The organism is Streptomyces griseus (genome assembly GCF_001715295.1).
GTDB classification, from domain to species: Bacteria; Actinomycetota; Actinomycetes; order Streptomycetales; family Streptomycetaceae; genus Streptomyces; species Streptomyces griseus_G.
This window is the reverse complement of sequence record NZ_MDKB01000002.1, coordinates 514379-539695: the sequence shown is the minus strand read 5'-3', so window position 1 is coordinate 539695 and position 25317 is coordinate 514379. Positions and strand designations below refer to the sequence as shown.

Genomic DNA, 25317 nt, shown 5'->3' with positions numbered 1-25317 from the left:
CACGTAGTCCTTGGTCCACGCCGATCTAACGACATCTGTCTCGCAAGGTCACCTCGGACCTCGCAAGATCCCTCGCAAGGTTGGTCTGGAACTCGCAAGGTCCACCGCTACAGGACACTCCGGTGCCGATCGCTGAGAGCGAACACAGGCTGGGGAACATTCGGCGGCTCACAAGCATTGAGTCGACATAGCTCAACTTGCCTGCCGAAGGGGAGATCATGACTGCAGAGTCCCACGCGTCCGAGGCGTCCACGCCGATCGACCTGCCCGTGCTGCCGCTCGACGACGAGGTCGTCCTGCCCGGAATGGTCGTGCCGCTCGACCTGTCCGACGCGGAGGTGCGCGCCGCCGTCGAGGCCGCCCAGGCGGTCGCGCGGTCCGGTGGAGGCAAGCCCGAGGTGCTCCTCGTGCCGCGTATCGACGGGAACTACACCGGGACCGGTGTCCTGGGCACCGTCGAACAGGTCGGACGGCTCTCGGACGGGGACCCCGGGGCACTCATCCGGGCCCGTGACCGGGTGCGGATCGGTGCCGGGACGAGTGGGCCCGGAAACGCGCTGTGGGTGGAGGGCACCCGGATCGAAGCCCCCGTACCCGCCGGTCCGCCCGGCCCGGCGGCGGAGCTGGCGAAGGAGTACAAGGCCCTCGCCACCAGCTGGCTCAAGAAGCGCGGTGCCTGGCAGGTCGTGGACCGGGTGCAGCAGATCGACGACATCTCCGCCCTCGCCGACAACTCCGGATACTCACCCTTCCTGACCACCGCCCAGAAGGTGCGGTTGCTGGAGACCACGGACCCGGTCGCCCGCCTGAAGCTCGCCATCCAGTGGCTGAGCGAGCACCTCGCCGAGCAGGACGTGGCCGAGTCCATCGCCAAGGACGTCCAGGAGGGCGTCGACAAGCAGCAGCGCGAGTTCCTGCTGCGGCGCCAGCTGGAGGCCGTGCGCAAGGAGCTCTCCGAGCTCAACGGCGACCCGGAGGACGAGTCCGACGACTACCGGGCCCGCGTCGAGGCCGCCGACCTGCCGGAGCACGTGCGTGAGGCCGCGCTCAAGGAGGTCGACAAGCTGGAGCGCGCGTCCGACCAGAGCCCGGAGGGCTCCTGGATCCGCACCTGGCTCGACACCGTCCTGGAACTGCCGTGGACCGAGCGGACCGAGGACGCCTACGACATCAAGGGCGCCCAGGAGATCCTCGACGCCGAGCACGCGGGCCTGCAGGACGTGAAGGAACGCATCACCGAATACCTCGCGGTGCGCAAGCGGCGTGCCGACCGGGGCCTGGGCGTCGTCGGCGGCCGGCGCGGCGGTGCCGTACTGGCACTGGTCGGGCCGCCCGGTGTCGGCAAGACCTCCCTCGGCGAGTCCGTCGCGCACGCCATGGGACGCAAGTTCGTCCGGGTCGCGCTCGGCGGTGTCCGCGACGAGGCGGAGATCCGGGGCCACCGGCGTACGTACGTCGGCGCCCTGCCCGGACGCATCGTGCGGGCGGTCAAGGAAGCCGGTTCGATGAACCCGGTGGTCCTGCTCGACGAGATCGACAAGGTCGGCTCCGACTTCCGCGGTGACCCGGCCGCCGCCCTTCTCGAAGTGCTCGACCCGGCGCAGAACCACACCTTCCGCGACCACTACCTCGAGGTCGAACTCGACCTGAGCGACGTGGTGTTCCTGGCCACGGCCAACGTGCTCGAAGCCATCCCCGAGGCTCTGCTCGACCGGATGGAGCTGGTCCGGCTGGACGGTTACACCGAGGACGAGAAGGTCGTCATCGCCCGTGACCACCTGCTCCCGCGCCAGCTGGAGCGGGCCGGCCTGGAGAAGGACGAGGTGAGCCTCGACGAGTCCGCCCTGCGCAAGCTGGCCGGCGAGTACACCCGGGAAGCCGGCGTACGCAACCTGGAGCGGGCCGTCGCCCGGCTCCTGCGCAAGGTCGCTGCCCAGCACGAACTCGGCGAGCGTGAGCTGCCGTTCACGGTGTCCGACGGCGACCTGCGCGGCCTGATCGGCCGGCCGCACCACGTCCCCGAATCCGCCCAGGACCCGGCCGAGCGCCGGACGGCGGTGCCGGGGGTGGCCACCGGCCTCGCGGTCACCGGAGCAGGGGGTGACGTGCTGTACGTCGAGGCGTCGCTGGCCGACCCGGAGACCGGCGCGTCCGGACTGACCCTGACCGGTCAGCTCGGCGACGTGATGAAGGAGAGCGCGCAGATCGCCCTGAGTTTCCTGCGGTCCCACGGCGCGGAGCTGGAGCTGCCGGTCGCGGATCTCAAGGACCGGGGAGCGCACATCCACTTCCCGGCGGGCGCGGTTCCCAAGGACGGCCCGAGCGCCGGTATCACCATGACCACCGCGCTGGCCTCGCTGCTCTCCGGACGGCTGGTCCGCACGGACGTGGCGATGACCGGTGAGGTCTCGCTGACCGGACGGGTACTGCCCATCGGCGGCCTGAAGCAGAAGCTGCTGGCCGCGCACCGGGCCGGCATCACCACCGTGGTGATCCCCAAACGGAACGAGCCCGACCTGGACGACGTCCCGGCCGAGGTCCTCGACGGGCTGGAGGTCCACCCGGTGACCGATGTACGGCAGGTGCTGGAGATCGCTCTCGCCCCGGCCTCGGCCCTGACCGGGGACAGGATCCCGGCCGCGGCGTAGGCGCCATGCTGTGACGGGCGTGGCATCACGCGCGCGACCGGTACGGGCGGCCCGCCTCTCCCGCGAGGGAGGGCGGGCCGTTCCGCGTGTGCCCGCCGGGGACCTTCGGCCCGGGCAGGCGGGCCGGGGGATCGGCGGAGGGCGGGGCCCCGGCGACGTGGAGCGTGTCGCCGGGGCCCGGGTGCCACGTCGGACGGGTCAGCCGTTCGCGAGCGCCACCACGCGGTCGAGGGCGCCGTTGAAGTGGTTGTGGTCGCCGACCGTGGGGCCGGACGAGGTGTACTGCCACATCGTGTAGTAGGCCCAGCCGGCCGGGAGTTCACCGACGGTGGAGCTGTACCGGGCCACCCAGAGCGGGTTGGTGGCGCCGAAGGCCGAGCTGTTGCCCGTGCAGTCCTTCCACCAGCTCGTCGCGGTGTAGATCACCGCGTCCCGTCCGGTGCGGGCCTTGTACGTGCTCACGAAGTCCCGGATCCACGAGACCATGCCGGCCTGGGTCTTGCCGTAGCACTGCGCGCCGTACGGGTTCCACTCGATGTCGAGCACGCCCGGCAGCGTCTTCCCGTCCTTCGACCAGCCGCCCCCGTTGTCCACGAAGTAGTTGGCCTGGGTCGCGCCGCTCGTGGTGTCGGGCGTGGCGAAGTGGTAAGTGCCCCGGATCATGCCGACGTTGTACGAGCCGGTGTACTGCTGCGTGAAGTAGGTGTTCTTGTAGTACGTCCCCTCGGTGGCCTTCACGTAGGCCCACTTCACGCCGCTGTTCCAGAGGGTCGACCAGGCCACGTTGCCCTGGTGGCTGCTCACGTCCACGCCTTCGGTCTGGACGGCGGTCGTACCGGTGGAGCTGCCGGTGCGCTGGCCGTCGTGGGCGACGACCCCCTGGCCCATCCTGGCCGTACCGCGTTCGGGGAGGGCGGCGGTGTCGGCGGCGGATGCGGCGCCCGGCAGGGCGGCCAGGAGGGTGAGGGCGGCGAGGAGCGTCCCCACCGCGGTGAAGCGCGAGCGGCGGGACGTCGTGGTTCCGGGTCTGAGCACGGGCATGTGCGTGCCTCCGAGGGCTCGGTGGGGGGGGAGCGTGGCGCAGGGACGGGTGCGGGACACCCCTGCGGTGCGTCGCCATGGTGTGGACATGCCACCCTTGGCACCCACGAAGCTACGCACGTAGACCCGTGTCCGGAAGAGGGCCCGGGCGCTGCCGAAGGTCTATGCCTGCGAAATACTGGCGGAGCTGCGGCGATGGCCGGAGCTGGAAGAAACTTTCAGCGACTGGAAAGCGGACGAGGGGTGCTGACGTGCACGGCAGTGGAAGCGGAAGTGAACCCGGTCCGCCGGCCGGGAGTGGTGTGGACCACGAATTCCTGGCGCTGGAGCGCGAGTTGTCGGTCTTTCTGCGCAGGGCGCGGGCCAACTCGGGGGAAATGGCCCGTGAGGTGCACCCGGACCTCGAGGCCGCGGCCTACGGCCTCCTCGTCCGGCTCGAATCCGCCGGCCCTCAGCGCGCCACCGACCTCGCCGCCTACTTCGGCGTGGGCAAGGCGACCATGAGCCGCCAGTTGCGTGCCCTGGAGGCACTCGGGCTGGTGGCCCGACAGGACGACCCGGCGGACGGCCGCGCCTCCCTGGTCCACCTCACCGACGAGGGTCTCGCCCGCTTCCGCAGCGTCCGTGACGCCCGCCGCGGCAGGTACGCCCGCAAGCTGGCGGACTGGGACCGGGCCGAGGTCGCCGAACTCGCCCGCCTGCTGCACCACCTGAACGCCCGCGCCGAGGACTGAGTCCGGCCGGAAGGACCGCGCCGGGCGGGCGGCGCGGCCTACAGCTCGACGAGCACCGCGGTCGCGTCGTCGTGCGTCTTGCCCCGGCGTAGATACCTGCGGTCCGTGTCGGCGCGCTCCAGCTCCCTGACGCGGTCGATGAGCCCCTGGGCCCCCGCGCTGCGCAGGAGCCCCAAGGAGGCCGTCCAGTCGCCCTCACGGAACTTCTCCGTCCAGCGGCTCGCGCCGTCCGTCAGGGCGGCCAGCGCCCGGACCCGCGCGCGCGGGCTCTCGCCGGCCACGGCCCGGGAGGCCACCAGGGGGTCGGCGGCGGCCGTGAAGAAGCCGCCCTCCTTGTTCCGCACCCGTGCGTCCGCGACGGCCTCGGAGGCCAGGGAGCCGGGTGGGAGCCGGTCGAGGCGGTCGTCGAGAACCGGCTGGACCGTGCCGTCGGGAGCCTCCAGGAGAAGCACGGAGTCGGAGAGCACCAGGTGCTCGACCCGCTCCCGGTCCCAGCGTGCCAGGACCACCGTCGCCTGGGGGGTTCGCACGTGAGAAAGGTCACACCGGGCCCGGTGTGAATCGGCGGTGCGCACAATGGACTCCGCGAGGACCTCGGTGAGAGTCAGATCCCGTCGCGAACCGGACAGTTCGACCAGCGAGCCGCCCAGCCGCGCGGTGAACCACGGGACCGGGTGCACACAGCCGACGTCGCCGGCCGGCGGCGTGACCCCGTCGAGCAGGACGAGGACACCGCCCTGACCGGTGGCGGGGACTGCCGTCGCCACCCAGTCCTCGTTGGGGCGTTCGGGGCTGCCCGGCTCGGTGGCGAGTTCGATGCGCATCCGGCCAGTCTGCACGACGCCTTCACGGGGCCTGCACACCACCGGCGCCGGGACGTCATGGCAGGTCGGAGCCGCTCCTCGGAGGGAGGCAGCTCCTCCGCGCATATGCGGGCGCGCATCTTCCCAAAGCCTGGGCCGAACTTCCACCCGGCGTCCCACGCATGACCGCGGGCTCCCGTGGGGAGAGTTGTTCGCCAACTCGGGAGTGCTGTTCACTCGTTCGTGTGGCGGAGCGGTCGATGCGCGCCCCCCTCCCAAAAGCACTGGAATGGTCAGAAGCCGTATCAGGGGTGGGGGCGCCTTTTCACGTGACCGAGCGTCACCTCTGCTTCATGGGTGGACGAGTCAAGATTGCGAGCACCGGTGCAGAAGAAGCGGCCTCGGAGCAAGGACGGCACGCACGAGGAGACCGGGGCGGTGACTCCGGCAGCAGGTGACGGCAAGCGGACCGTACGGGTACGCAGCCGGCTCGTCGCCGGCGTGGCGGTCGTCGGGATCACCGTCATCGCGGCGGGCGCCCCGGCGGCCCTGGGCGCCTCCTCCGACCTCAACGAGTCCCAGCGGCTCGTCACGCTCGCCGAGCTGAACCAGCAGGCGATCTCCCTCGCGCACTCCCTCGCGGACGAGCGCGACGAGGTCACCGCGTTCGTCGCGGCCGGCCGTGAGGACGAGGGCGGCAAGGACCGCGGCGAGCCCGCGAGCCCGGCGGCCCGCGTCGACCAGCAGGTGGACGAGATCCACGAGGCGGCCCCCGCGGCGCTGCGCCGGGATCTCTCCACCATTCCCTCGGTGCGCCGGGACGCCCTCACAGGCAAGGGCTCCGCCATGGAGGCCTACCAGGCCTACACGGAGATCATCGCCAAGCTGCACGGCCTCGCCGCCGAGCTCGCCGACAAGACTCCGCCGCGGGCCGCCGAGGCCACCCGTGCCCCGCTCGCCCTCGGTGGCGCGGTCGAGCAGGCCTCCGCGACCCGGGGCCTGCTCCTGGCCGCGCTCTCCGTGCCCGGTGCGCAACCGGCGGACCCGATCGATCCCTTCACCGGGCTGCCGGTCCAGACGCAGGACGAGGGCGACAGCGAGGACGACCGTACCCGCGACGAGCTGAGCGCCGCCGCCCAGCAGACCCGCGTCCGCGAGCTCGCCTCCCTCGCCGACTTCGACCAGGCCGCCGGGCCCACCGCCCGGGACAGGCTGGCCTCCACGGTCACCGGGCCCGAGGTCAACAGCGCGGAGAAGTACCTCACCCGGCTCACGGACCGCCCCGAACTGTCGGACACGGAGCGGAAGTCCGACCGCAAGAAGGTGGGTGCGGCGCTCTCCGCCCGTATCGACCGCATGCGGAGCGTCGAATCGGCCCTGGGCACCGCACAGGTCAAGCGCCTGGAGGCGCTGCGGGACGACGACGTCACCGCTCTCGAACTCCGCCTCGCCCTGCTCGGCGGCTGCGCCCTGATCGCCATCGGCGTCTCCACCGCCGTGGCCCGGACCCTGACCCAGCCGCTCGCCGTCCTGCGCATCGGTGCGGCCCGTATCGCCGCGGAACCCGAGACTGCCGAGCCCGTCCGCTACACCGGGCGCAACGACGAGTTCGCCCAGGTCGTCCGGTCCATCAACGCCCTCCACGCCAAGTTGCACGGGCTGCACCAGGGCGTCACGGGCAGGCTGGAGGGGCTGGAGTCCGAGCGCGCCGAACTTCTCGCGGGCCGTGAGGCGCTCACCGTGGAGCGCACCGAACTCCAGGCCCGGGTGACGGAGCTCGGCACCCAGCTGGAGCAGCTGAAGAACACGGTCCACCACACCTTCGTCAACCTCTCGCTGCGGACCCTGGGACTCGTCGAGCGCCAGCTCGGGGTCATCGAGGGCCTGGAGGACCGGGAGCAGGACCCGGAGCGTCTCGCCACGCTCTTCAAACTGGACCACATGGCCACCGTCATGCGGCGCCACAGCGAGAACATGCTGGTCCTCGCGGGCGCCGAGCACGGCCACACGCACGCGGGGCCGATCCCGCTCGTCGACGTCCTGCGCGCCGCCGTCAGCGAGATCGAGCGGTACGAGCGGGTGACCATCCGCTCCCTGCCGCCGCACGCCCGGATCGCGGGCTTCGCCGCCGACGACCTGAGCCACCTGGTCGCCGAACTCCTGGAGAACGCGACCTCGTTCTCGCCGCCGGACTCGCATGTCGAGCTCTCCGGCTGGCTGCTGGAGACCGGTGAGGTGATGCTCTCCATCCAGGACGAGGGCATCGGCATGTCGACGGTCCGGATGAGCGAGCTCAATGCCAGGCTGGCCGACCCGGCCTCCTTCGAGGCGGGCGAACAGGCCGCGGACGGGGCCGGACTGGGGCTCCAGGTGACGTCGCTGCTCGCGGCCCGCCACGGTGTACGGGTCCAGCTGCGCGAGCAGAAGGGGAACGGGGTGACCGTCGTCGTCGTACTCCCGCAGACCCTGCTGCCCGAGGCGCCGCCCACGGCGGCCCCGCCGGCCGTGCAACTGCCGGGGGACGCGCCCGCGCTGAACCTGCCGGGTTCGGTCGCGGAGGCCAACTCCAACACGTTGCCGCAGCGTTCGGCGGCGCCCGCCGAGGACCCCCTGATCGCGGCGGCCGAGAAGACGATCCGCGACGCCGGGGAACAGCCGCCGGCAGCCGAGGAGTCCGGTGCGCGGGGGAGCGACGCCGAGGCGCCGGCTCCGGCTCCGGGTCCGGTGCCCGACGAGCCCGCTCCCGGGGCGCAGGCGCCCAAAGCGTCCGCACCCGTCGAGTCCCCGGCCGAGACCACGATGCAGTTCCGCCTGCCCGGGCTCCACGACGCCCCGGCGGCGCAGGACGCACCCGCTCGCCAGGAACATGCCGCGCCGCGGGACGCCCCCGCACGCCCGGAGCCGTCCGCCCCGCAGGACCTCACCGAGCGGCAGGACGCGCCGGGACCGTACGCCATCGGGCCCGACCGCCACGAGCGCGCCGCCGACACGAGCCCCGCGGCCGACCCGGCCTCCCCGTCCCTCCCCGGCCCTCGGCAGCCCCTGACCGGGCTGGGCGAGGAGGTGCCCGACCCGGCGCCCTCGCCCCTGCGCCTCACCGACAAGGGCCTGCCCAAGCGCACGCCCAAGGTCGTGGCCCCCGCAGCCTCCCCGGTCACCGAACGCCCGGGCGGCGTGGACAAGGAGGCCCTGCGGCGCAAGCTCGGCGGTTTCCACCAGGGCGCCAAGGAGGGCCGGCGCGACGTCGAGGCGGAGACCACCGGGGACACGGAGACCACCGGGGACGCGGACATCACCGGGGACACGGACGCGCGGAGCACGGACCGGACCGGCCGCGTGGAGATGGCCGATCCCACGCACGGTCGCATCGATGAGACGGGGGACACAGTCGAGGAGGCACACAGGTGACCGCATCCAGCACGTTCGGGCTGAGCGCCGAGGCCCGGAACCTGCACTGGCTGCTGAGCAATCTCGTGGAGGAGGTGCCAGGGGTCCACTCGGTCACGGTCGTATCGTCCGACGGACTGATGCTGCTCTCCTCGGACCCCGGCCTCACGGCGGCCCGGGCGGCAGGGCGCGCGGAGGGCGCCAGAGGCCCCAGAGGCTCCAGCGCCGACCTCGCCACCATCGTCTCCGGCATCGGGTCCCTCACGGTCGGTGCCGCGAAGCTGATGGACGGCGGCGGTGTCAAGCAGACGATGGTCGCGATGGACGAGGGCAGCGTCTTCGTCATGTCCATCAGCGACGGTTCCCTCCTCGGTGTGCACGCCACCCCCGACTGCGACATGAGCGTCATCGCCTACCACATGGCGCTCTTCGTCGGCCGCGCCGGACACGTACTCACCCCCGAACTCCGCAGCGAGCTGCGCACATCGATGGAGAGCGCCCAGTGACCTCAGCCGCCGAGCCCGTACGCAGACTCCCCGTCCGGGGGTCCGACCGCAAGCCCGCCCGGGTCCGCCCGTACTCGCTCACCGGCGGCCGTACCCGCTTCGGCCACGTCCTGCTCGTCGAGACGTTCGTCGCCGCGCTGGAAGCCCCCGAGGAGCGGCGTGAGCTCACGAACGGGAACCTCGCCTCACGGGTGATGCCGGAACTCCGCGCCATCGTCGAGCTCTGCCGGCGCATGCGCACGGTCGCGGAGATCTCCGCGCTGCTGAAGATGCCTCTCGGTGTGGTACGGGTGCTGCTCAGCGACCTGGCCGACCAGGGAAAGATCCGCGTGTACGGAACCGGTCACGGCGCCGGCCAGCCCGACCGCGCACTGCTCGAAAGGGTGCTCAATGGACTCCGTCGTCTCTGAGGCGCCGCTCTTCACCCCGCGCCGGCCGGGGCCGCCGGACGTGGCCGACGACGAAGCGGTGCAGGACTGGCAGCTCGACCACAGCCGCGCCCCGGTCGCCACGAAGATCGTGGTGGCGGGCGGGTTCGGGGTGGGCAAGACGACCTTCGTCCGTTCGGTCTCCGAGATAACCCCGCTCCAGACCGAAGCGCTGATGACGCAGGCCAGTGAGGCCATCGACGACCTCAGCGCCACGCCCGACAAGGCCACCACGACCGTCGCGATGGACTTCGGGCGTCTGACGCTCGACAACGACCTCGTGCTGTACGTCTTCGGAACCCCCGGCCAGCAACGGTTCTGGTTCATGTGGGACGACCTCGTGCGCGGTGCGATCGGCGCGATCGTGCTCGCCGACACCCGCCGCCTCGCCGACTGCTTCGCGGCGCTCGACTACTTCGAGAGCTGCGGGCTCCCGTACATCGTGGCCGTCAACCACTTCGAGGGAACGACCGGTTACGCGGAGCAGGACGTCAGGGACGCCCTGTCCGTGCCGCCGGAGGTGCCTGTTCTGATCATGGACGCGCGTAAGAGGATCACGGTCGTCGAGTCGCTGCTCGCCCTGGTGGGGCACGCCCTCGACGTCACTCCCGCGTAACCCGACGCAACCAGGCTCACGTTACGGAGAACCGCGATGCGGAAGATACTCATAGTCGGAGCCGGCCAGTCCGGTCTCCAGCTGGCTCTCGGCCTGCAGTCCGCAGGGTACGAGGTCACCCTCATGTCCAACCGCACGGCGGACGAGATCCGGTCCGGGCGGGTCATGTCGACGCAGTGCATGTTCCACACCGCGCTCGAGTACGAGCGCGAGCTCCAGCTGAACTTCTGGGAGTCGCAGGCCCCGCGCATCGAGGGCCTCGGCGTCTCGGTCGCCGCGCCGGACTCCTCGCGCGCCGTCGACTGGGTGGGCAGGCTCGAGGGGTACGCCCAGTCCGTCGACCAGCGGGTCAAGATGGCCGGCTGGATGGAGACCTTCGCCCAGCGCGGCGGCCAGCTCGTCATCCACGGCGCGGCCGTCTCCGACCTCGACTACTTCTCCCGCACCTACGACCTGGTGATGGTCTCGGCGGGCAAGGGCGAGCTGGTCTCCATGTTCGGCAGGGACGCCTCCCGTTCGCCGTTCGACACCCCGCAGCGCGCGCTGGCGGTCGCCTACGTCCACGGGATGGGCCCGCGCCCTGAGCACCCGGACTTCGACGCGGTCCGCTGCAACCTGGTCCCGGGTGTCGGCGAGCTCTTCGTCATGCCGACCCTGACCACGTCGGGACGGGCGGACATCCTCTTCTGGGAGGGCGTTCCCGGCGGCCCGCTGGACGCCTTCCAGGGCATCAAGGACCCCTCGGAGCACCTGGCGAAGACGCTGGAGCTCATGGAGCAGTTCACGCCGTGGGAGTACGCACGAGCCACCAAGGTCGAGCTGACCGACGCCAACGGGACGTTGGCGGGCCGTTACGCCCCCACCGTCCGCAAGCCGATCGGCCGGCTGCCCGGGGGCGGCCTGGTCCTCGGGGTGGGCGACGTGGTCGTGGCCAACGACCCGATCACCGGCCAGGGCTCGAACACGGCGTCCAAGTGCGCCCACTCCTATCTCCGGTCGATCATCGAGCACGGCGACCGTGAGTTCGACGCGGAGTGGATGCAGGCCACCTTCGACCGGCACTGGGAGAACACGCAGCACGTCGTGAAGTGGACGAACGCGATGCTCGGCGTTCCCCCCGAGCACGTGCTGAACCTGATCGGTGCCGCCGGCCGGCTCCAGCCCGTCGCGGACCGCTTCGCCAACGGGTTCAACGACCCGGCGGACTTCGACAACTTCTTCTTCGAGCCGGAGAAGACGAACGCGTACCTCGCCGAGGTCTCGGGCCGCCAGGCCGGCTGACCTCCGCGCACGGACCGGCCGGTCCGCCGCACGGGCGCGGCGGACCGGGCCGGCCCCCGGCGGAGCGGGACCACCGCGCTACGGGCTCAGGCAGCCGGGGCGGACTCCGCCGCGTAGCCCGCGTCCGGGCCTGCCGTGGCACCCTCGGGCAGGTCCGGCCCGGTGTACGTGGTCAGCGGCTCGCTCCCGGGATCTGGACGGACCGCGCCCAGCAGCGGGTTCGACGCCACGGGGGACACCTTCACCGAGGCCCCGGGCCTGGGCGCCTGTACGACGAGGCCGTTGCCGATGTACAGCGCCACATGGGTCGCCTTCGGGAAGTAGACCACCAGATCGCCGGGGCGCAGCGACGCCACGGGGATCCTGGGAAGGAGCCGCCACTGTTCCTGGGACGTGCGCGGAATGGCCCGGCCCGCGTCCGCCCACGCCTTCGAGGTGAGCCCGGAGCAGTCGAAGGAATCCGGCCCCTCGGCGCCCCAGACGTAGGGTTTGCCGATCTGCTCGACGGCGTACCGTACAGCCTCGCGGCCCCCCGCGGAGGGCGGGCGGGCCGAGCTGAGCGCTCCCGAGGCCACCAGGTCGTCCTGGGCCTTGTCGACGTTCTTCTGCTCCAGCCGCGACACCTCGGAGAGCTGTTCCTTCGAGAGCGACGCGAGCATCGCCTCGACGTCCTTCAGCCGGGCCCTCGCGGCGTCCCGTTGCGCGCGCTGCTTCCTCGCCAGCACCTTCTGCCGGTTCATGGCCAGCCGTGCCTCGGCCGCCAGCGCCTTCGCCCGCTTCTCCGCACCGGTGAGCCGCTCGACCGCGGCGGTCCGGCCGGCCTGGGCCCGCTGGATCACATGGGTCTGCACCAGCGCCTGCTGCGGGTCGCGGGAGAGCAGCAGCCGCAGATAGAGCGAATAGCCGGTGCGGCCCTGGTACTGCTCGCGGGCCAGGCGCCCCGCGTCCCGGCGGCCGGCGCCGAGGGCCTTGCGGGCGCGGTGGAGCGCGGAGTTCAGCTTCCTGGCCTCGGCGGCCCGCTTCCTCAGCTCCTCCCCGGTGGCGTTGTAGCGCTCCCCGGCTTCCTCGGCCCGCTGGTAGAGCGTCTGCAACTGCTTCAGCAGCCCGGCCACGCCCTGCGGGGCGCCTGCGGCGGGCGCGGGGTCCGTGTCGGCCGGTGCCCGGCTCGGGCCGGCCGTGGGGAGGGCCGTCGGGCTCGCGGTGGCGGGGGAGGCGGCGACGACCGCGGCCAGGGCCGCCGTACAGAGCGTATGGACGAGTCGGCCTGCCACGGCATCACCTCCGGTGACGGGGGACCAGCCGTACGGAGGACCAGCCCACAAGTGATCGGGTCGCCTCCATCCGGTCACTCCGTGCCGGGCGAGGCAAGGACCGCCCGGCGTGGCGGCCGCCTCCGTCCCCCGGACGGGGGACGCGCCGGCGTCACTCCACGGGGAACGCGTAGACGGCCCGGCCCCGCTGGACGACCGCGGTCCGGCCGGCGGCCAGCACGCGGTACGGCCCGCCGACCGTGGCGCCTCCTGGTTCCTGGACGCCGATGTCCTGGAACTTCCACAGCCGCCGGCCGTCCACCGCCGCGAACGCGGTCACCTGCGAGACGTCCGCCGCGAGCAGGGTCTTCCCGGTACCGCTGAGGGTGAGGGCGGGCGCGGCCCCGCCTGGCGGTACCTCCGTGGACCGCCGCCAGAGCAGCCGCCCGGTCGCCCGGTCCACCGCGCCGACCTCCTGATTGCGGTTGGTGGTGTGCAGCAGTTTTCCGGCAGGGACCGGGGCGCCGAACACGGACCCCGCGGTGCCGTTCAGCGTCCACACCGGCTTGCCCGTGGCCGTCTCGAACGCCTGGAGGTCGTCGCCCACCGCGCCGTACAGCCGCCCCTCCTCGTCCCCGAGCGCCGCGCCGGCCGGTGCGAGGGCGCCGAACTGCCGGTTCCAGAGCTGCTTGCCGGTCGCGCGGTCGAAGCAGCGGAAGGAGGCTCGGCCCTTGCCCGCCTTGACGTCCGCCGGGGTGAGGGTCGCCGCGTCCTGGGCTACGACGAGGTCGGCGTCCCGGACCGCGGTCAGCCGGTAGGCGGGCGTGCCGGGCGCCCTTCCGGCGGGGACCGCGGTGCGCCACAGCTCCTCGCGGGTCACCCTGTCGTACGCGAAGAGGTAGGCCCTGACGGCCTGGGTGTCCTTGCCGGGCTTCTTGCCCTTCTTCGGCTTCGGCGCCTTCACGGTGACGGTGTGCGAGCCGGTGAACCAGACGACGGACCCGGAACTCCCGCTCAGGGGTGCCACCTTCAGGTCCGGTACGCCGGGGAACAGCTCGGCGTACCGGACGCGGTGCGCGATCTTCCCGTCAGCGGAGGTGAGCCAGAGGAACTCGGTCGGGTTCGCCAGGAAGCACAGCCCGTCCCCGCCGGGCAGGACCGCCTGGGCACCGGCGGCGTCCGGCTGCTCCCAGGCCTTCCGGCCGGTCCGCAGGTCCACGGCGGTGGCCCCGGCCGTACCGGTCAGCACCAGCAGCCTGTCCCGCCAGAGTCCGGCGGTGAGCGGTGCGGGGGCGGCGGGCTGCGTGTACATCCACCGCGGCTCCGGAGCACGTCCCGGCACCGACGGGCGGCGCTTCGCCGTGGGCTTGCCGTCGGGGGCCGAGGGGGCCGGGCCGTCCGGGCCGAGGGCGAGTACGGCTCCGCCGCCGACCAGCAGTCCGGCGGCCCCGGCCGCGGCCGCCGTGAGCACCGCCCGCCTGCTCGTCGCGGGCGCGGGGGAGGCGGCGGGCTCGGCGGCCGGGAGGGGCCGGGGGAGCGGGGCGGGGGCGGCCGGGTACGCGGAGGAGTGCGGGTGCGCCGCGGCGGGCAGCGCGGGTGCGGGCGTCGGCTGCACCTGTGGCGGTGCGGGGGCGGCCTGGGGCGGGGCGACCGGGGAGGGCGCGGACGCGGCGCCGGCCGGCTCACGGGGGACGGAGAGATGGGTGGTCTCCCGGTCGGTGCGAGGGGCGCGGGGGCCGGTCGCCAGGAAGCGCGTGGCCCGGCTGTCCTCACCGGTCTCATCGGTCGCACCAGTCGCACCAGTCGCACCAGTCGCACCGGTCTCACGGGTCTCACCGGCGCCGGACGGTCCCTCCGAGGGGCCGCCGGTGGGGTGCGGGGGCGGGGTGTCCTGCGGTTCCGGGAGGGCCGGTGAGGGCGTGGGGGCGGGGGTCTGCGGGACGGCCGGTGCGGGTGGTACGTCCTGCGGCCGCCGCACCTCCCCCGCCTGTGCCGGGGCCGGCGTCCCCGGCGTCTCCAGCGCCCGGGCCCGCGCCGCCTGGTCCGCCATGGCGTCGGTCAGGGCGCGGGGGAGCCAGCCCCCCTCGGCCAGGCCGGCGGCGCCCTCCAGAGCGAGCTCCGCCGCGACCGATCCCGCACCCGGACGGCCGTCCGGATCCTTCGACAGACAGCGTGCGACGAGGTCGCGCAACCCGTCCGGAACGGGGTCCAGTTCGGCCGAGGCGTGCGCGATCCGCTCGGCAGCCTCGTCGGCGGGCCCGTCGGCGAGCGGGGTCGTACCGGTCGCCGCGTATGCCAGGAGCAGGCCCAGGACGAAGAGGTCGGAGGCCGGGCCGGCCTCCTTGCCCTCCACCTGTTCCGGCGTCAGGTAGCCGAGCCGGACGGACAGCTGACCACCCGCCCTCGCCTCGGCCGAGGCGGCCGCCCCCAGCGGACCGAACGCCGTCAGCCGAGGGCCGTCCTCGGCCAGCAGTACCGTCCCCGGCGCCAGCCCCTGGAGGACGGCCCCGATGGCGTGCACCCGGGAGAGGGTCTCGGCCAGGCCGGCGCCCAGTACCCGCACGGCACGCTCGGGCAGCGGGCCCGCGAGGCCGATCGCCTCGGCGAGCGTCAGGGCGGGCACGTACGCCGTGGCCGTCCACAGTTCGCCGTCCGCATCGGCGGCGGCGAGAGGGGGCTGGACCCAGCCGCCGGACAGCCGTTCGGCGGTGTTCGCCTCGGCCAGGAAGCGGCGCCGGAAGGCGGGCACGGCGGCGAGGGCGGGCCGTGCGGAGGTCACCACGGCGAGGTCCCCGTCGGTTCCCCTGGCCAGGTACCGCACCGCGGCCGCGGTCTCCCGGAAGCGCGCCAGCACGGTGTACGGGCCGAAGCGGCGTGGATCGTCCTGACGCAGCGCCTCCATGGCGCACCCCCCTTGTGACCGTGTCCTCGGCACCTGACCGCCGATCTTAGAGGGTGCGGGGAGCCCCGGCGGGGCCGCCGCTCAGACGCTCCGGTCCGGCTTCGTCCAGGGCCACTTGGGCGTCGGGCGCTCGCGTCCGCCGGGTTCGTACGCGTACACCCAGCCGCGTCGGAGCCCGAGCCGCCTGGTGCGACCGGCGGGGACCCGTCGGTAGGCGTACACGGTGGGCGGGCCGCCGTCCGGGTCCGGCACCGGGACCTCGTACCACTTGGGCGGGTGCCCGGTGGGCCCGAGCAGGATCGGGAGTACCCGGCCGTCCAGGGGGCCGCCGCGGAAGGACGTGTTCTCGCTTTTCACGGTGCCAGTCTGACTCAGCCGGGTGCGGCGGGCCGTCAGCCGGGAGGCAGCAGGTGTGCCGCCCGCTCCGCCACCGGGGCCACCAGCGCGGCCAGTCGTCCGGCCGGGCCGTCCGGGGTCTCGTGGTCCAGCAGCTCCGCGACCACGGAGGCGGTCTCGCCGTCGGTGGCCGCGGTGGCCGCGAGCAGCGCGATCAGATGGTCGACCAGCCAGCCGCGCAGGTCGGGGGCGGGCGGCTGCTTCGCCTCGTCGAGCCAGATCAGCGACGCGGCCTCCACGGCCGCGATCCAGGTACGCACCATCATCCGCAGCCTCGGTCCGGCGCTCTCCTCGCCGGGACCGCCTCCCCTGCCCAGGTGGTGCAGGATCTGCTCGGCCGCCGCACGGCGTACCCCGTCCACGATCGTGGAGGTCTCCGAGGTCTCGGCGACGCTGCCGCCGCGCAGCAACGCGCTGAAGCCCGCGTCGTGTTCGTCGACGAAGCCGAGGTAGCGGTCCAGGACCCGGCTCAGCCGCTCGGTGGGCGGGCCGGCGGCGGGCTCGGCGAAGCAGAGGGTCAGCTGCTCCGCGGCCGAGCCGAGCGCGGCCTCGTACAACTGCTGCCGCCCGCCCGGGAAGTAGCGGTAGACCAGCGGCCGGGAGACGCCGGCCACGGCGGCCACCTCGTCGATCGACACGTCGTCCGGAGCCCGGTGGGCGAAGAGCGTGAGCGCCGCGCCGAGCAGTTGGGTGCGGCGCTCCTGGACGCCGAGCCTTCGGTAGGCGCGGGCCGGCGGTGCTGCGGGGACCGAGGTCATGCTCAGAAGCCTAATGCGCCGGGCTGTGATTGACCGTGTCGTGCCGTGCTGTGCTCTGCCGGACCGAGGACGGCTCGGGCGGGTCGCGGGGCGGGGACGGCCTTCGCCGGAACCGGGCCTCCGTTCAGTGCGGAGGTGGTGCCGGGTCCAGGGCGTTGCCGACGGTGCAGCCGCCCTCCCCGGGCATCCGCTGGATCCGGGGCGGTGACCACACCTCGGTGGCGCCGGGGGCCACGCGGGCGAGGAGGCAGTCCTGCGCGTCGAAGCCGTTGCCCCGCACCGACAGGAGGACGCCGACCCGGGCGCCGTCCGCCCGCACCTCGGTGCGGATCGCCGGATCCATGTCCAGGGCGGCGAGCAGACGGCGCACCCCGGCCTCGTCCGCCCGGCCGCCCTCCGGCACCCGGGGAAGCCTCGCGCGGAGCTCCTCGTACGGCAGCCGGGGCGGTGCGGGTGGTGGGGCGAAGGTCAACGGGAGCCCGTCCGGGCAGTCCACGTCACGGGGGTCCTCGTCCCAGGCGGACGTGGGCGAGACCCGCAGGGCGAAGCAGCGCCGCACGGTGATCCCGTCGGAGTCGAGCCATCCGTCGCGCGCGGAGACGGACGTGCGCAGGACCACGCCGACGCCGTCCCCGTCGTGGGTCGAGGTACCCGTCACCCGCATCACCTCCACCCCCTCGATGCCGGAGACGGAGCGCCCGACCTCCTCCGCCGTGCGCGGACGCTGGCCGTAGAGCCGCTGACCCGCCTTCCTGGCCGTCTCCCGGGCGGTGTCCGCCGCTTCGGCCTCGGAGGAGCGCACCGCACCGCAGGCGACGGTGAACAGCAACAGCAACAACGGTGCGAGCCGCAGGAGTCGCAGCATGTGTCCACCTTTCCGGTGCCGCGCGGGGCGGATCACCGCTCGCCCGCTCGGACCGCGCGCGGACGAGCGTACCCAGCCGGTGCGGCGACCGGACACGGCCGCACCCCCGGTGCCGTGCTCAGGCCAGCAGGCCGGAGCGCTTCCACAGCCTGCGCCCGACACCGTTCAGCACCCCGATGTCGTCGAAGAAGTCCGTCAGCCGCCGCGCGCCCGTCTGCATCACCTCGGCCCGGTGGCCGCTCGCCCGCACCTGGGCGACGGCCTCGTGGCGGTTGAGGCCGACGTTGTCGTAGACCTGCGGGTTGACGAAGCAGACGGAGAAGACACGCGCTGCCTCCCCGCAGCTCAGCCGCGTCAGCCGGCGCTCCCAGGCCGGCGCGGTCACCATCTGGCGGCGCAGCTCCTCCCGTGCGTAGCGGACGTGCCGGGCCTCCTCGACGACATGGATGCGCGTCACCCCGCGTACGAGCGTCTGTACCCGCTCGTCGGGGAAGGTGAGCCGCTGCATCCAGTCCAGGATCTCCTCGCCGAGCAGGGTGGCGGCGAAGGAACCGGGCGTGGTGGAGACGGTCTTCAGCACCCGCGCCAGGTTGTGGTACACCCGCGGCACGGGGTACGTGGGGGCGCCGCCCCACTCGATCATCCGGCCGAACATCATCGAGTGCCGGCACTCGTCGGCTATCTCGGTGAGGGCGTACCGGACGTGGTTGCTGGTCACGGGCTTGTCGTAGATGTGCCGGACGAGCAGCTGCATCAGGATGATCTCGAACCAGATGCCGAGCGAGGCGAGGGACGCCGCCTCGTGCCGGGCGAGGTCCATGCGCTGTTCACCGGACATCCTCCGCCAGAGCGGGGTGTCGTACAGGGAGACGAGCTCGGGCGGCCAGAACCACTTGCCCTCCTCGACGGCGGAGTCCCAGTCGAGCTCGGTGTCCGGGTCGAAGGAGTGCTTGGCCGACGCCTCGAGCAGGCGCGCCGCGACCTGCTCGCGGTCCTTGAGCGGTCCGAGCGCGTCACGCAGCGCCTGGACGTCCTGGTCGGTCACTGTCGTCATGGCTGTAGCCCCTAGCTCATGGGTTACCGGCGGTCACTCTTTATGAGACTGCCTGTCAGCAAGGGCGTCAATCCCTTGTGCGCGACTTGTTGACCCCGCGTCTACCAACGTGTGAACCTGCCAACTGACCCCAGAACCACGGGACATACCATCCTCGCCAGGCGAAGGAGCTGTCCGTGTCGACACACGACCTCTACATCACACCGCCCCACGCGCCCACATGGCAGGTTCCCGCCACCGGCGCCGCCCGCTTCACCTGGGACTACGACGACGGCCGCGACCGCCTCCTCGCCCTCTACCGGAAGGGCAAGGACAAGCAGTGGGACGGCGACAAGCGCATCGACTGGAGCCTGGAGGTCGATCCCGCCGACCCCCTGGGCACACCGGACGAGGTGCTCCCCCTCCACGGCACCCCGCACTGGGCGAAGATGACCGAGCGCGACCGCGGGGAGATGCGCAAGCACTACACCTCCTGGCAGTTCAGCCAGTTCCTCCACGGTGAGCAGGGGGCGATGGTCTGCGCGGCCCGGATCGTGGAATCCGTACCGGACCTGGACGCGAAGTTCTACTCCGCGACCCAGACGATGGACGAGGCGCGGCACGCGGAGATCTACGGCCGGTTCCTGCACGAGAAGGTCGGGATGCTCTACCCGGTCAACGACAGCCTCCAGGGCCTGCTCGGAGACACCTTGCGCGACTCCCGCTGGGACATGCCCTACCTCGGCATGCAGGTGCTCATCGAGGGTCTGGCGCTCGCCGCCTTCGGCATGATCCGCGACACGACCACCAAGCCGCTGCCGAAGCAGATCCTCGCCTACGTCATGCAGGACGAGGCCCGGCACGTCGCCTTCGGGCGCATGGCCCTGCGCGACTACTACAAGCAGCTCGGCGACGCGGAACTGCGCGAGCGCGAGGAGTTCGTGATCGAGGGCTGCTACCTGATGCGTGACCGGCTCAAAGGCGTCGAGGTGCTGGAGAACTTCGGCATCGGCCGGCAGGAGGCCCAGGACCTCTCCGAGCACTCGGAGTACCTGCGGCTCTTCCGGAAACTGCTGTTCAGCCGGATCGTCCCCTGCGTCAAGGACATCGGTCTGTGGGGGGAGCGGCTCCAGAAGGCCTACGTGGACATGGGCGTCTTCGAGCTGGGGGACTCGAACCTGGACCTGCTGATGGCCCAGGACGAGGAGATAGCCGAACAACTGGACCGGGACCGCTTCGCGCGGGAGGAGGAGGCCAGGGTCGCCGAGGTCGCGGAGACGATCGCGGAGGGCGCCGGGCCCTCCGCCTGAGCGGCCCTCACTCCTCGGGCGCCTTCACGATCCTGCCGTGCTCGTCGACGGTCCGCCTCTCCCAGTACGTGTCCCACCTGTCGCCGACGTGCTGGGGGACCTTGCCCTCGGGGTACCGGGTGTACCCCTTGGGCGGCTCCTCGTCGTCGGGTACGCAGGCGCTGCCCGTGCCGCCGACCCACAGGACCGGGTACTCCCCGTCGCTGCATGTCGCGTCGGCCATGGAACAGCCGGTCGCCAGCAGGGCGACGGTCACGGCCGCCACGGCGAGGCCTGCCGCCGCCCGCCTCGCACGGCGGGTTCCGCCGGTAGGTATCGGGGGGAGAACTGCGGTGCTGCTGGGCATGGTTGGCTCCTTCGGTGTGCGGCCGGACCGGTCGGGTACAGCCTGCCCGGGAGGCGGCACGCCGACCATGAGTAGGCGTACTCAGGCCGGACCGCCGGGGTACGCACAGCCGGTGCCCACCGACGACCGTCGACCGGCTGTGCGACGGACTCCCGTTCGCAGGGGTGACGTAGCGTGAGCGCATGACGATGCCGCCGCAGCCGCCGCACCACCCGTACGGGCCGCCCCCGTTCCCGCAGAACCCCTACGGGCAGCAGCCCGCGCAGAACCCGTACCAGCAGCCGGCCTACGCCTACCCGCCGCAGCCGCCCCAGGGCGTGCCCGGGCCGTACCACGGGCAACCGGGTGCGCCGGGGTGGCCGCCGCAGCCGCCTCGCCGGAAGCGGGCCGGGCTCGTCGCCGGGATCGTGGCCGGGTCCCTCGTCCTCGTCGCCGCCCTCGGCTTCGGTGTGTACGAGCTGGTCGACAGGGGCGCCGACGCGGTGTTTCCCCGGGCCACGCACGAACTCGTCGTGGAACCGGCGGTGCTGGACGGGGAGTTCACCCTCAACAAGGACATGTCCGACACCGAGGGCAAGAAGATCGAGAACACCCCCGACCCGAGCGTCCGGGACGGCAGGGCCGCGGTCGCCCAGTACGGCTCCGAGGAGAACGGCATGCTGGTGCTCTCCGGCATGTACGGACGGCTCGCCGACCCGGTGTTCACGCGGGGCAAGATTCTGGAGGGCGCGGCCCAGGGGGACGGCGCGAGGGTCGTCGTGCCCCCCAGGGAGTACACGCCCGAGGGGTACGGGATCACGCTGGAGTGCCAGGTCGTGCAGTCCAAGGAGATCGGCCTGACCACCAACATGCCGATGTGCGCGTGGGGCGACGGGAACACCGCCGCCGCGGTCGCCGTGCTCCGGCCGGAGGACATGAACACGGACGCGCAGTCGTTCGACCTGGCGAAGGCCGCCGAGGAAGCCGCGCGGGTCCGCTCCGAGGTCCGCAGGCCGATCAGCTGAACCGGGGCGGACGCGACGGCGGCAGGACCCGTTCCACCGCCCGCGCAACGCCCAGCAGTTCCGCGTCCGACCCCCGGTCGGTCACCAGCTGGAGGCCGACCGGGCAGCCGTCCGGCGTGAAACCGGCGGGCACGCTCGCCGCCGGATGCCCACTCAGGTTGAACGCCCACGTCAGGGCCGTCGAGAAGACCTCACCGGGGCCCTCGTGGCCGTGCGGCCGGTTCGGCGTGACCGGGCTGAGCAGCAGGGGCGTGCGGGCGAAGAAGGCGTCCAGGACGCGGTCGTTCGCGGCCCGGAGCGCCCGGGTGGCGGCCGTCACCGCGCGCCGGCGCACCGCCGTCCACACCTCCACCGGGTCGGACAGGCCGAGCGGCCGGGGGGCCAGGCGCACCACCCCCGCCGCCACCAGCCGGTCCACCGCGCTCCGCACCACTGCCGCGACCTCGGGGTCGACGGAGGCGAAGCCCAGGTCCGGGCTGAAGACGGCCGGGACGGGGAGCCCGGGGGGCCGGGGCGCGTACGTGTCCAGCACATGAAGCAGATACGTCTCCGCGCGCGCCGCCGAGCTCGCCAGGACGCCGGGGGAGGCCAGGCCCGTGCGGTCGGGGGAGGGCAGAAGGCCCGTCGTCGTCCTCAGGCCGAACACCCCGCACCACGCGGCCGGGATGCGCACCGACCCGGCTCCGTCGCTGCCCGTCGCCAGTTCCACCATGCCCGCCGCGACCGCGACGGCCGATCCCGCCGACGAACCGCCCGGAGTGCGGTCGGCGCGCCACGGGTTGACCGTCCTGCCGTGCGCGCCCTCGCCCCAGGTCTGCCAGTCCGTCCCCGGGCCGGGCACGGACGTCGCGCCGACCGGGACCCCGCCGGCCGCGATCAGCCGGCGGGCCGCGTAGGAACGGAGGCCCGCCGGGCCCTTCACCGCGAACGGCAGCCCGGCCAGGGGGAGACCGGTGGCGGTGCGGGCCCGGGCCCGCGCCTCCTCGTGCCAGACCTCGGTGAAGGCGGACAGCTCCGGGTCCAGCCGGTCGATCCGGGCCAGGGCCGTCTCGGCGGCCGGCACCGCCGGGTCGTTCTCAGCCATCCAGCGCGGCCTCCATCACGGCTCGTGCGATCGGGGCGGCGCTGCCGCCGCCGCTGATGTCGGCCCGGTGTGCCGAGGCGTCCTCCACGACCACGGCCACGGCCACCGCGGGGCGGCCGGAGTCCGGGTCCTGCGCCCACGAGATGAACCAGGCGTACGGGCTGCCGGAATTGTCGACGCCGTGCTGGGCGGTACCCGTCTTGCCGCCGACCCTCACCCCGTCGATCGCCGCGTTCGTGCCCGTTCCGTTCTCCACGACGTCGACCATCATCCGCTGCAGCCGGTCCGCCGTCGCCGGCTCCATCGCCCGGCGGTGGGAATCCCCGTCCCCCCGCCGCACCGTGCCCCCGGCGGCGTTGGTCACCCGGTCCACCAGGTGCGGGCGCCGGAGTTCACCGCCGTTGGCAACCGCCGAGGCCACCATCGCCATCTGGAGCGGGGTCGCGGTGGTGTCGAACTGGCCGATCGAGGACTGCGCCAGCTGGTCGTCGCTCATGTCCCGGTCGAAGTTGCTGCGGGCGACCCGGGAGGGGATGTCCAGCCCGTCGTCGTTGTAGCCGAACCTGCCCACCGCGTCCAGCATGCCCTCCAGCCCCACCTGGACCCCCAGGTGGGCCATCACCGTGTTGCAGGACACCCGGATGGCCTCCGCCAACGACGCCCGCTCGCAGCCCCGCGCCTCGTCGGGGAGCGTGGTCGAGGTCCCCGGGAGCACATAGGGGGACGGCGTGTCCGTCTCCGCGTCCGGGTCCTTCACGACGCCCGCGTCCAGCGCCGCCGCCGCCGTCACGATCTTGAAGGTGGAACCCGGCGGGTAGGTCTGCCGGATGGCCCGGTTGAGCATGGGCCGGGCGGCGGACCGGTTGAGCCGTGCCCACGCGTCGGTGACCGAGGAGCCCGTACCGGACAGGACCCCGGGGTCGTAGGACGGGGAGGAGACCAGCGCCAAAATCCTGCCGGTGGCCGGATCGAGGGCCGCGACGGCGCCGCGCCGGCCGCCCAGGCCCTCGTACGCCGCGCGCTGCACCGCGTCGTCGACGGTGGTGACGACGTTGCCGCCGGGCTGCCGGCTGTGGGTGACGTCACCCCACAGGGGGAGGGGGGCCAGGATCGGGGCGGTACCGGAGAGGATGTCGTCCTCGGCGTTCTCCAGCAGCGAGGTGCCGTACGTCTGGGAGGCGTATCCGGTGACCGGCGCGTACAGCGGGCCGTGCCGGTAGGTGCGCTCGAACGCGAGCTGCTCGCCGGTGTCCTTCGAGCCGGTGACGGACTCGTCGCCGACCAGGATGTCGCCGCGCGGCTGGTCGTAGCGGTCGATCGTGGTGCGGCGGTTGGCGGGGTTGCCGTTCAGCTCGTCGGCCTCGAAGACCTGGACCCGGGCGGCGTTGGCCAGCAGGGCGACGAGCAGCAGCAGGCAGAAGGCGGCGGCGTGCCGGATATAGCGGATCACCGTCCGGACCTCCCGTGCGGTCCGAGGTCCGGTGGTTCCTGCTCGACGACGGGGGCGATGACACCCGGCGGCTGATCCGGACGAGGGGTACGCGCCACGTCGCTGACCCGGATGAGCAGCGCCACGATGATCCAGTTGGTGACCACGGACGAACCGCCCTGGGCCAGGAACGGCATCGCCATGCCGGTCAGCGGGATCAGGCCCATCACGCCGCCCGCGATCACGAAGACCTGGAGCGCCAGGATCGAGGCGAGGCCGATCGACAGCAGCCGGCCGAAGGGGTCGCGCAGCGCGAGCCCCGCCCGGTAACCGCGGGCCACCAGCAGCGTGTACAGCAGGAAGACGGCGGTGAGCCCGGCCAGCCCGAGCTCCTCGCCCGCGGTCGCCAGGATGAAGTCGGACTTGGCGGCGAAGCCGATGAGGATGGAGTGGCCGAGGCCGAGGCCCGTCCCGAAGATGCCGCCCGCGGCGAACGCGAAGAGCGACTGGGCGAGCTGACCGGGGCCCTGCCCCGCGTCGATGCTCGCGTACGGGTCCAGCCAGTCCTGGACCCTGCTGTGCACATGGGGTTCGAACGAGCCGACGACGAAGGCCCCCGCGGCGGCGAGGAGCAGCCCGACGGCGATCCAGCCGGTCCGGCCGGTGGCGACGTACAGCAGGATCACGAAGAGCCCGAAGAAGAGCAGCGAGGTGCCGAGGTCCCGTTCGAGGATCAGGACGCCGACGCTGAGCAGCCAGATCGTCACGATGGGGCCCAGGACCCGGCCGGTGGGCAGCTGCAGCTTCCAGATCCTGCGGCCGGTGTACGCGAGGGCGTTGCGGTTCGCGGCGAGGTAGGCGGCGAAGAAGACGGCGAGCAGGATCTTGGCGAACTCGCCCGGCTGGAAGGAGAGTCCGCCGACCCGGATCCAGATCTTGGCCCCGTTCACGGCGGGGAAGAAGATCGGTACGGTCATCAGTACCAGTGCGGTGGCGACCGAGAGGTAGGCGTAGCGCTGGAGTACCCGGTGGTCGCGCAGCAGCACGACGACCGCGATGAAGAACGCGACCCCGAGCGTGGACCAGACCAGCTGGGGGGTGGCTGCCCGGTCGCTCGGCGTCTCCAGGTCGAGCCGGTAGATGAGGACCAGGCCCAGGCCGTTGAGCAGGACCGCGATGGGCAGCAGCAGCGGATCGGCGAAGGGGGCGCGGAAGCGGACGGCGAGGTGGGCGAGCAGGGCCAGCAGACCGAGACCGGCGCCGTATCCGGAGACGTCGGGAGGTACCGCGTCGTTCCGGGCGAGGCCGACGGCCGCGTAACCGTAGACGGAGATGAGCACGGCCCCGATCAGGAGCGAGAGCTCGACCCCGCGCCGCTTGGGCAGGCGGAGCTCGGGCGGGCGCGCCTCCGCCGTCGTTGCGGTCATGCTCCGCAACGTAGCAAGAGGCGGGTGCTATTTCCCTTATGCCGGCCTCGTGGCACCCGCCGGTGCGGC

21 protein-coding genes are annotated in these 25317 nt (G+C 72.8%); 9 read left to right on the top strand and 12 right to left on the bottom strand.

Annotation, left to right across the window (positions count from 1 at the left end; translation table 11 throughout):
- Positions 1-218 precede the first annotated feature (218 nt).
- Positions 219-2648: an endopeptidase La gene (gene lon, locus BA175_RS08900; RefSeq protein WP_069170757.1), complete on the top strand. Its 2430-nt coding sequence runs from the start codon at positions 219-221 to the stop codon at positions 2646-2648.
- A gap of 198 nt (positions 2649-2846) precedes the next feature.
- Here lon and BA175_RS08895 read toward each other — a convergent pair whose 3' ends face one another.
- Positions 2847-3689 carry a lysozyme gene (locus BA175_RS08895; RefSeq protein ID WP_069170756.1) on the bottom strand — a complete coding sequence of 281 codons (843 nt, stop codon included), beginning with the start codon at positions 3687-3689 and terminating at the stop codon, positions 2847-2849.
- Between the two features lie 251 nt (positions 3690-3940).
- Between BA175_RS08895 and BA175_RS08890 the strand changes: the two genes are divergently transcribed.
- Positions 3941-4423 carry a MarR family transcriptional regulator gene (locus tag BA175_RS08890; RefSeq protein WP_069170755.1) on the top strand — a complete coding sequence of 161 codons (483 nt, stop codon included), beginning with the start codon at positions 3941-3943 and terminating at the stop codon, positions 4421-4423.
- A gap of 38 nt (positions 4424-4461) precedes the next feature.
- Here the strand turns inward: BA175_RS08890 and BA175_RS08885 are convergent, their stop codons facing one another.
- The gene (locus tag BA175_RS08885; protein ID WP_069170754.1) at positions 4462-5247 is read right to left on the bottom strand and encodes a protein phosphatase 2C domain-containing protein; all 786 of its coding nucleotides are present in this window, start codon (positions 5245-5247) and stop codon (positions 4462-4464) included.
- A gap of 363 nt (positions 5248-5610) precedes the next feature.
- Between BA175_RS08885 and BA175_RS08880 the strand changes: the two genes are divergently transcribed.
- Genes BA175_RS08880 through BA175_RS08860 form a run of 5 tightly spaced genes read left to right on the top strand, consistent with a single transcriptional unit; the run spans position 5611 to position 11444 of the window.
- Positions 5611-8634, top strand: coding sequence for a sensor histidine kinase (locus tag BA175_RS08880; protein WP_069170753.1), 3024 nt, complete (start codon positions 5611-5613; stop codon positions 8632-8634).
- Positions 8631-9119, top strand: a complete 489-nt coding sequence (locus tag BA175_RS08875; RefSeq protein WP_069170752.1) for a roadblock/LC7 domain-containing protein — start codon at positions 8631-8633, stop codon at positions 9117-9119. The genes BA175_RS08880 and BA175_RS08875 overlap by 4 nt, the downstream gene beginning before the upstream one ends.
- Complete coding sequence (locus BA175_RS08870; protein ID WP_069170751.1) at positions 9116-9529, top strand: DUF742 domain-containing protein; 414 nt, start codon at positions 9116-9118, stop codon at positions 9527-9529. The genes BA175_RS08875 and BA175_RS08870 overlap by 4 nt, the downstream gene beginning before the upstream one ends.
- Positions 9510-10163, top strand: a complete 654-nt coding sequence (locus BA175_RS08865; protein ID WP_069170750.1) for a GTP-binding protein — start codon at positions 9510-9512, stop codon at positions 10161-10163. Before BA175_RS08870 ends, BA175_RS08865 begins: the two co-directional genes overlap by 20 nt.
- A gap of 36 nt (positions 10164-10199) precedes the next feature.
- Positions 10200-11444: a styrene monooxygenase/indole monooxygenase family protein gene (locus BA175_RS08860; RefSeq protein ID WP_069170749.1), complete on the top strand. Its 1245-nt coding sequence runs from the start codon at positions 10200-10202 to the stop codon at positions 11442-11444.
- An 86-nt stretch (positions 11445-11530) separates the two neighbouring features.
- Here BA175_RS08860 and BA175_RS08855 read toward each other — a convergent pair whose 3' ends face one another.
- From BA175_RS08855 to BA175_RS08830, 6 genes are all read right to left on the bottom strand, one after another.
- On the bottom strand, positions 11531-12715 hold the full coding sequence (locus BA175_RS08855; RefSeq protein WP_069170748.1) for a C40 family peptidase: 1185 nt from the start codon (positions 12713-12715) through the stop codon (positions 11531-11533).
- A gap of 151 nt (positions 12716-12866) precedes the next feature.
- Entirely contained in the window at positions 12867-15596 is a 2730-nt protein-coding gene (locus BA175_RS08850) for an outer membrane protein assembly factor BamB family protein (RefSeq protein ID WP_069170747.1), read from the bottom strand.
- Between the two features lie 81 nt (positions 15597-15677).
- The gene (locus BA175_RS08845) at positions 15678-15953 is read right to left on the bottom strand and encodes a hypothetical protein (RefSeq protein ID WP_069170746.1); all 276 of its coding nucleotides are present in this window, start codon (positions 15951-15953) and stop codon (positions 15678-15680) included.
- A gap of 35 nt (positions 15954-15988) precedes the next feature.
- Positions 15989-16750 (bottom strand): TetR/AcrR family transcriptional regulator, encoded by a 762-nt coding sequence (locus BA175_RS08840; protein WP_069170745.1) that lies wholly within the window; start codon positions 16748-16750, stop codon positions 15989-15991.
- A gap of 124 nt (positions 16751-16874) precedes the next feature.
- The gene (locus BA175_RS08835; RefSeq protein WP_069170744.1) at positions 16875-17615 is read right to left on the bottom strand and encodes a translation initiation factor IF-2; all 741 of its coding nucleotides are present in this window, start codon (positions 17613-17615) and stop codon (positions 16875-16877) included.
- Between the two features lie 118 nt (positions 17616-17733).
- The gene (locus tag BA175_RS08830; RefSeq protein WP_069170743.1) at positions 17734-18669 is read right to left on the bottom strand and encodes an AurF N-oxygenase family protein; all 936 of its coding nucleotides are present in this window, start codon (positions 18667-18669) and stop codon (positions 17734-17736) included.
- Between the two features lie 176 nt (positions 18670-18845).
- On the opposite strand from BA175_RS08830, the gene BA175_RS08825 reads away from it, so the two are divergent.
- Positions 18846-19958: a ferritin-like domain-containing protein gene (locus BA175_RS08825; RefSeq protein WP_069170742.1), complete on the top strand. Its 1113-nt coding sequence runs from the start codon at positions 18846-18848 to the stop codon at positions 19956-19958.
- A 7-nt stretch (positions 19959-19965) separates the two neighbouring features.
- Here the strand turns inward: BA175_RS08825 and BA175_RS08820 are convergent, their stop codons facing one another.
- Entirely contained in the window at positions 19966-20304 is a 339-nt protein-coding gene (locus BA175_RS08820) for an SCO0607 family lipoprotein (protein ID WP_069170741.1), read from the bottom strand.
- A gap of 182 nt (positions 20305-20486) precedes the next feature.
- Here BA175_RS08820 and BA175_RS08815 point away from each other — a divergent pair, with 182 nt between their 5' ends.
- Positions 20487-21308 (top strand): hypothetical protein, encoded by an 822-nt coding sequence (locus BA175_RS08815; RefSeq protein WP_069170740.1) that lies wholly within the window; start codon positions 20487-20489, stop codon positions 21306-21308.
- Here BA175_RS08815 and BA175_RS08810 read toward each other — a convergent pair.
- From BA175_RS08810 to BA175_RS08800, 3 genes are read right to left on the bottom strand one after another with little or no spacing between them, the layout of a single operon-like run.
- Positions 21301-22392, bottom strand: coding sequence for an amidase family protein (locus BA175_RS08810; protein ID WP_069170739.1), 1092 nt, complete (start codon positions 22390-22392; stop codon positions 21301-21303). The two genes, BA175_RS08815 and BA175_RS08810, sit on opposite strands and share 8 nt — an antisense overlap.
- Complete coding sequence (locus BA175_RS08805; protein WP_069170738.1) at positions 22385-23842, bottom strand: peptidoglycan D,D-transpeptidase FtsI family protein; 1458 nt, start codon at positions 23840-23842, stop codon at positions 22385-22387. Before BA175_RS08805 ends, BA175_RS08810 begins: the two co-directional genes overlap by 8 nt.
- Entirely contained in the window at positions 23839-25248 is a 1410-nt protein-coding gene (locus BA175_RS08800) for an FtsW/RodA/SpoVE family cell cycle protein (protein ID WP_069170737.1), read from the bottom strand. The genes BA175_RS08805 and BA175_RS08800 overlap by 4 nt, the downstream gene beginning before the upstream one ends.
- Between the last annotated feature and the right edge of the window lie 69 nt (positions 25249-25317).

Coding starts and splice junctions, on each gene's coding strand:
- BA175_RS08840 (WP_069170745.1), bottom strand. CDS start 16,750: ATGACCTCGGTCCCCGCAGCACCGCCGGCCCGCGCCTACCGAAGGCTC.
- BA175_RS08830 (WP_069170743.1), bottom strand. CDS start 18,669: ATGACGACAGTGACCGACCAGGACGTCCAGGCGCTGCGTGACGCGCTC.
- BA175_RS08895 (WP_069170756.1), bottom strand. CDS start 3,689: ATGCCCGTGCTCAGACCCGGAACCACGACGTCCCGCCGCTCGCGCTTC.
- BA175_RS08865 (WP_069170750.1), top strand. CDS start 9,510: ATGGACTCCGTCGTCTCTGAGGCGCCGCTCTTCACCCCGCGCCGGCCG.
- BA175_RS08850 (WP_069170747.1), bottom strand. CDS start 15,596: ATGGAGGCGCTGCGTCAGGACGATCCACGCCGCTTCGGCCCGTACACC.
- BA175_RS08810 (WP_069170739.1), bottom strand. CDS start 22,392: ATGGCTGAGAACGACCCGGCGGTGCCGGCCGCCGAGACGGCCCTGGCC.
- BA175_RS08860 (WP_069170749.1), top strand. CDS start 10,200: ATGCGGAAGATACTCATAGTCGGAGCCGGCCAGTCCGGTCTCCAGCTG.
- BA175_RS08820 (WP_069170741.1), bottom strand. CDS start 20,304: ATGCCCAGCAGCACCGCAGTTCTCCCCCCGATACCTACCGGCGGAACC.
- BA175_RS08815 (WP_069170740.1), top strand. CDS start 20,487: ATGACGATGCCGCCGCAGCCGCCGCACCACCCGTACGGGCCGCCCCCG.
- BA175_RS08835 (WP_069170744.1), bottom strand. CDS start 17,615: ATGCTGCGACTCCTGCGGCTCGCACCGTTGTTGCTGTTGCTGTTCACC.
- BA175_RS08885 (WP_069170754.1), bottom strand. CDS start 5,247: ATGCGCATCGAACTCGCCACCGAGCCGGGCAGCCCCGAACGCCCCAAC.
- BA175_RS08800 (WP_069170737.1), bottom strand. CDS start 25,248: ATGACCGCAACGACGGCGGAGGCGCGCCCGCCCGAGCTCCGCCTGCCC.
- lon (WP_069170757.1), top strand. CDS start 219: ATGACTGCAGAGTCCCACGCGTCCGAGGCGTCCACGCCGATCGACCTG.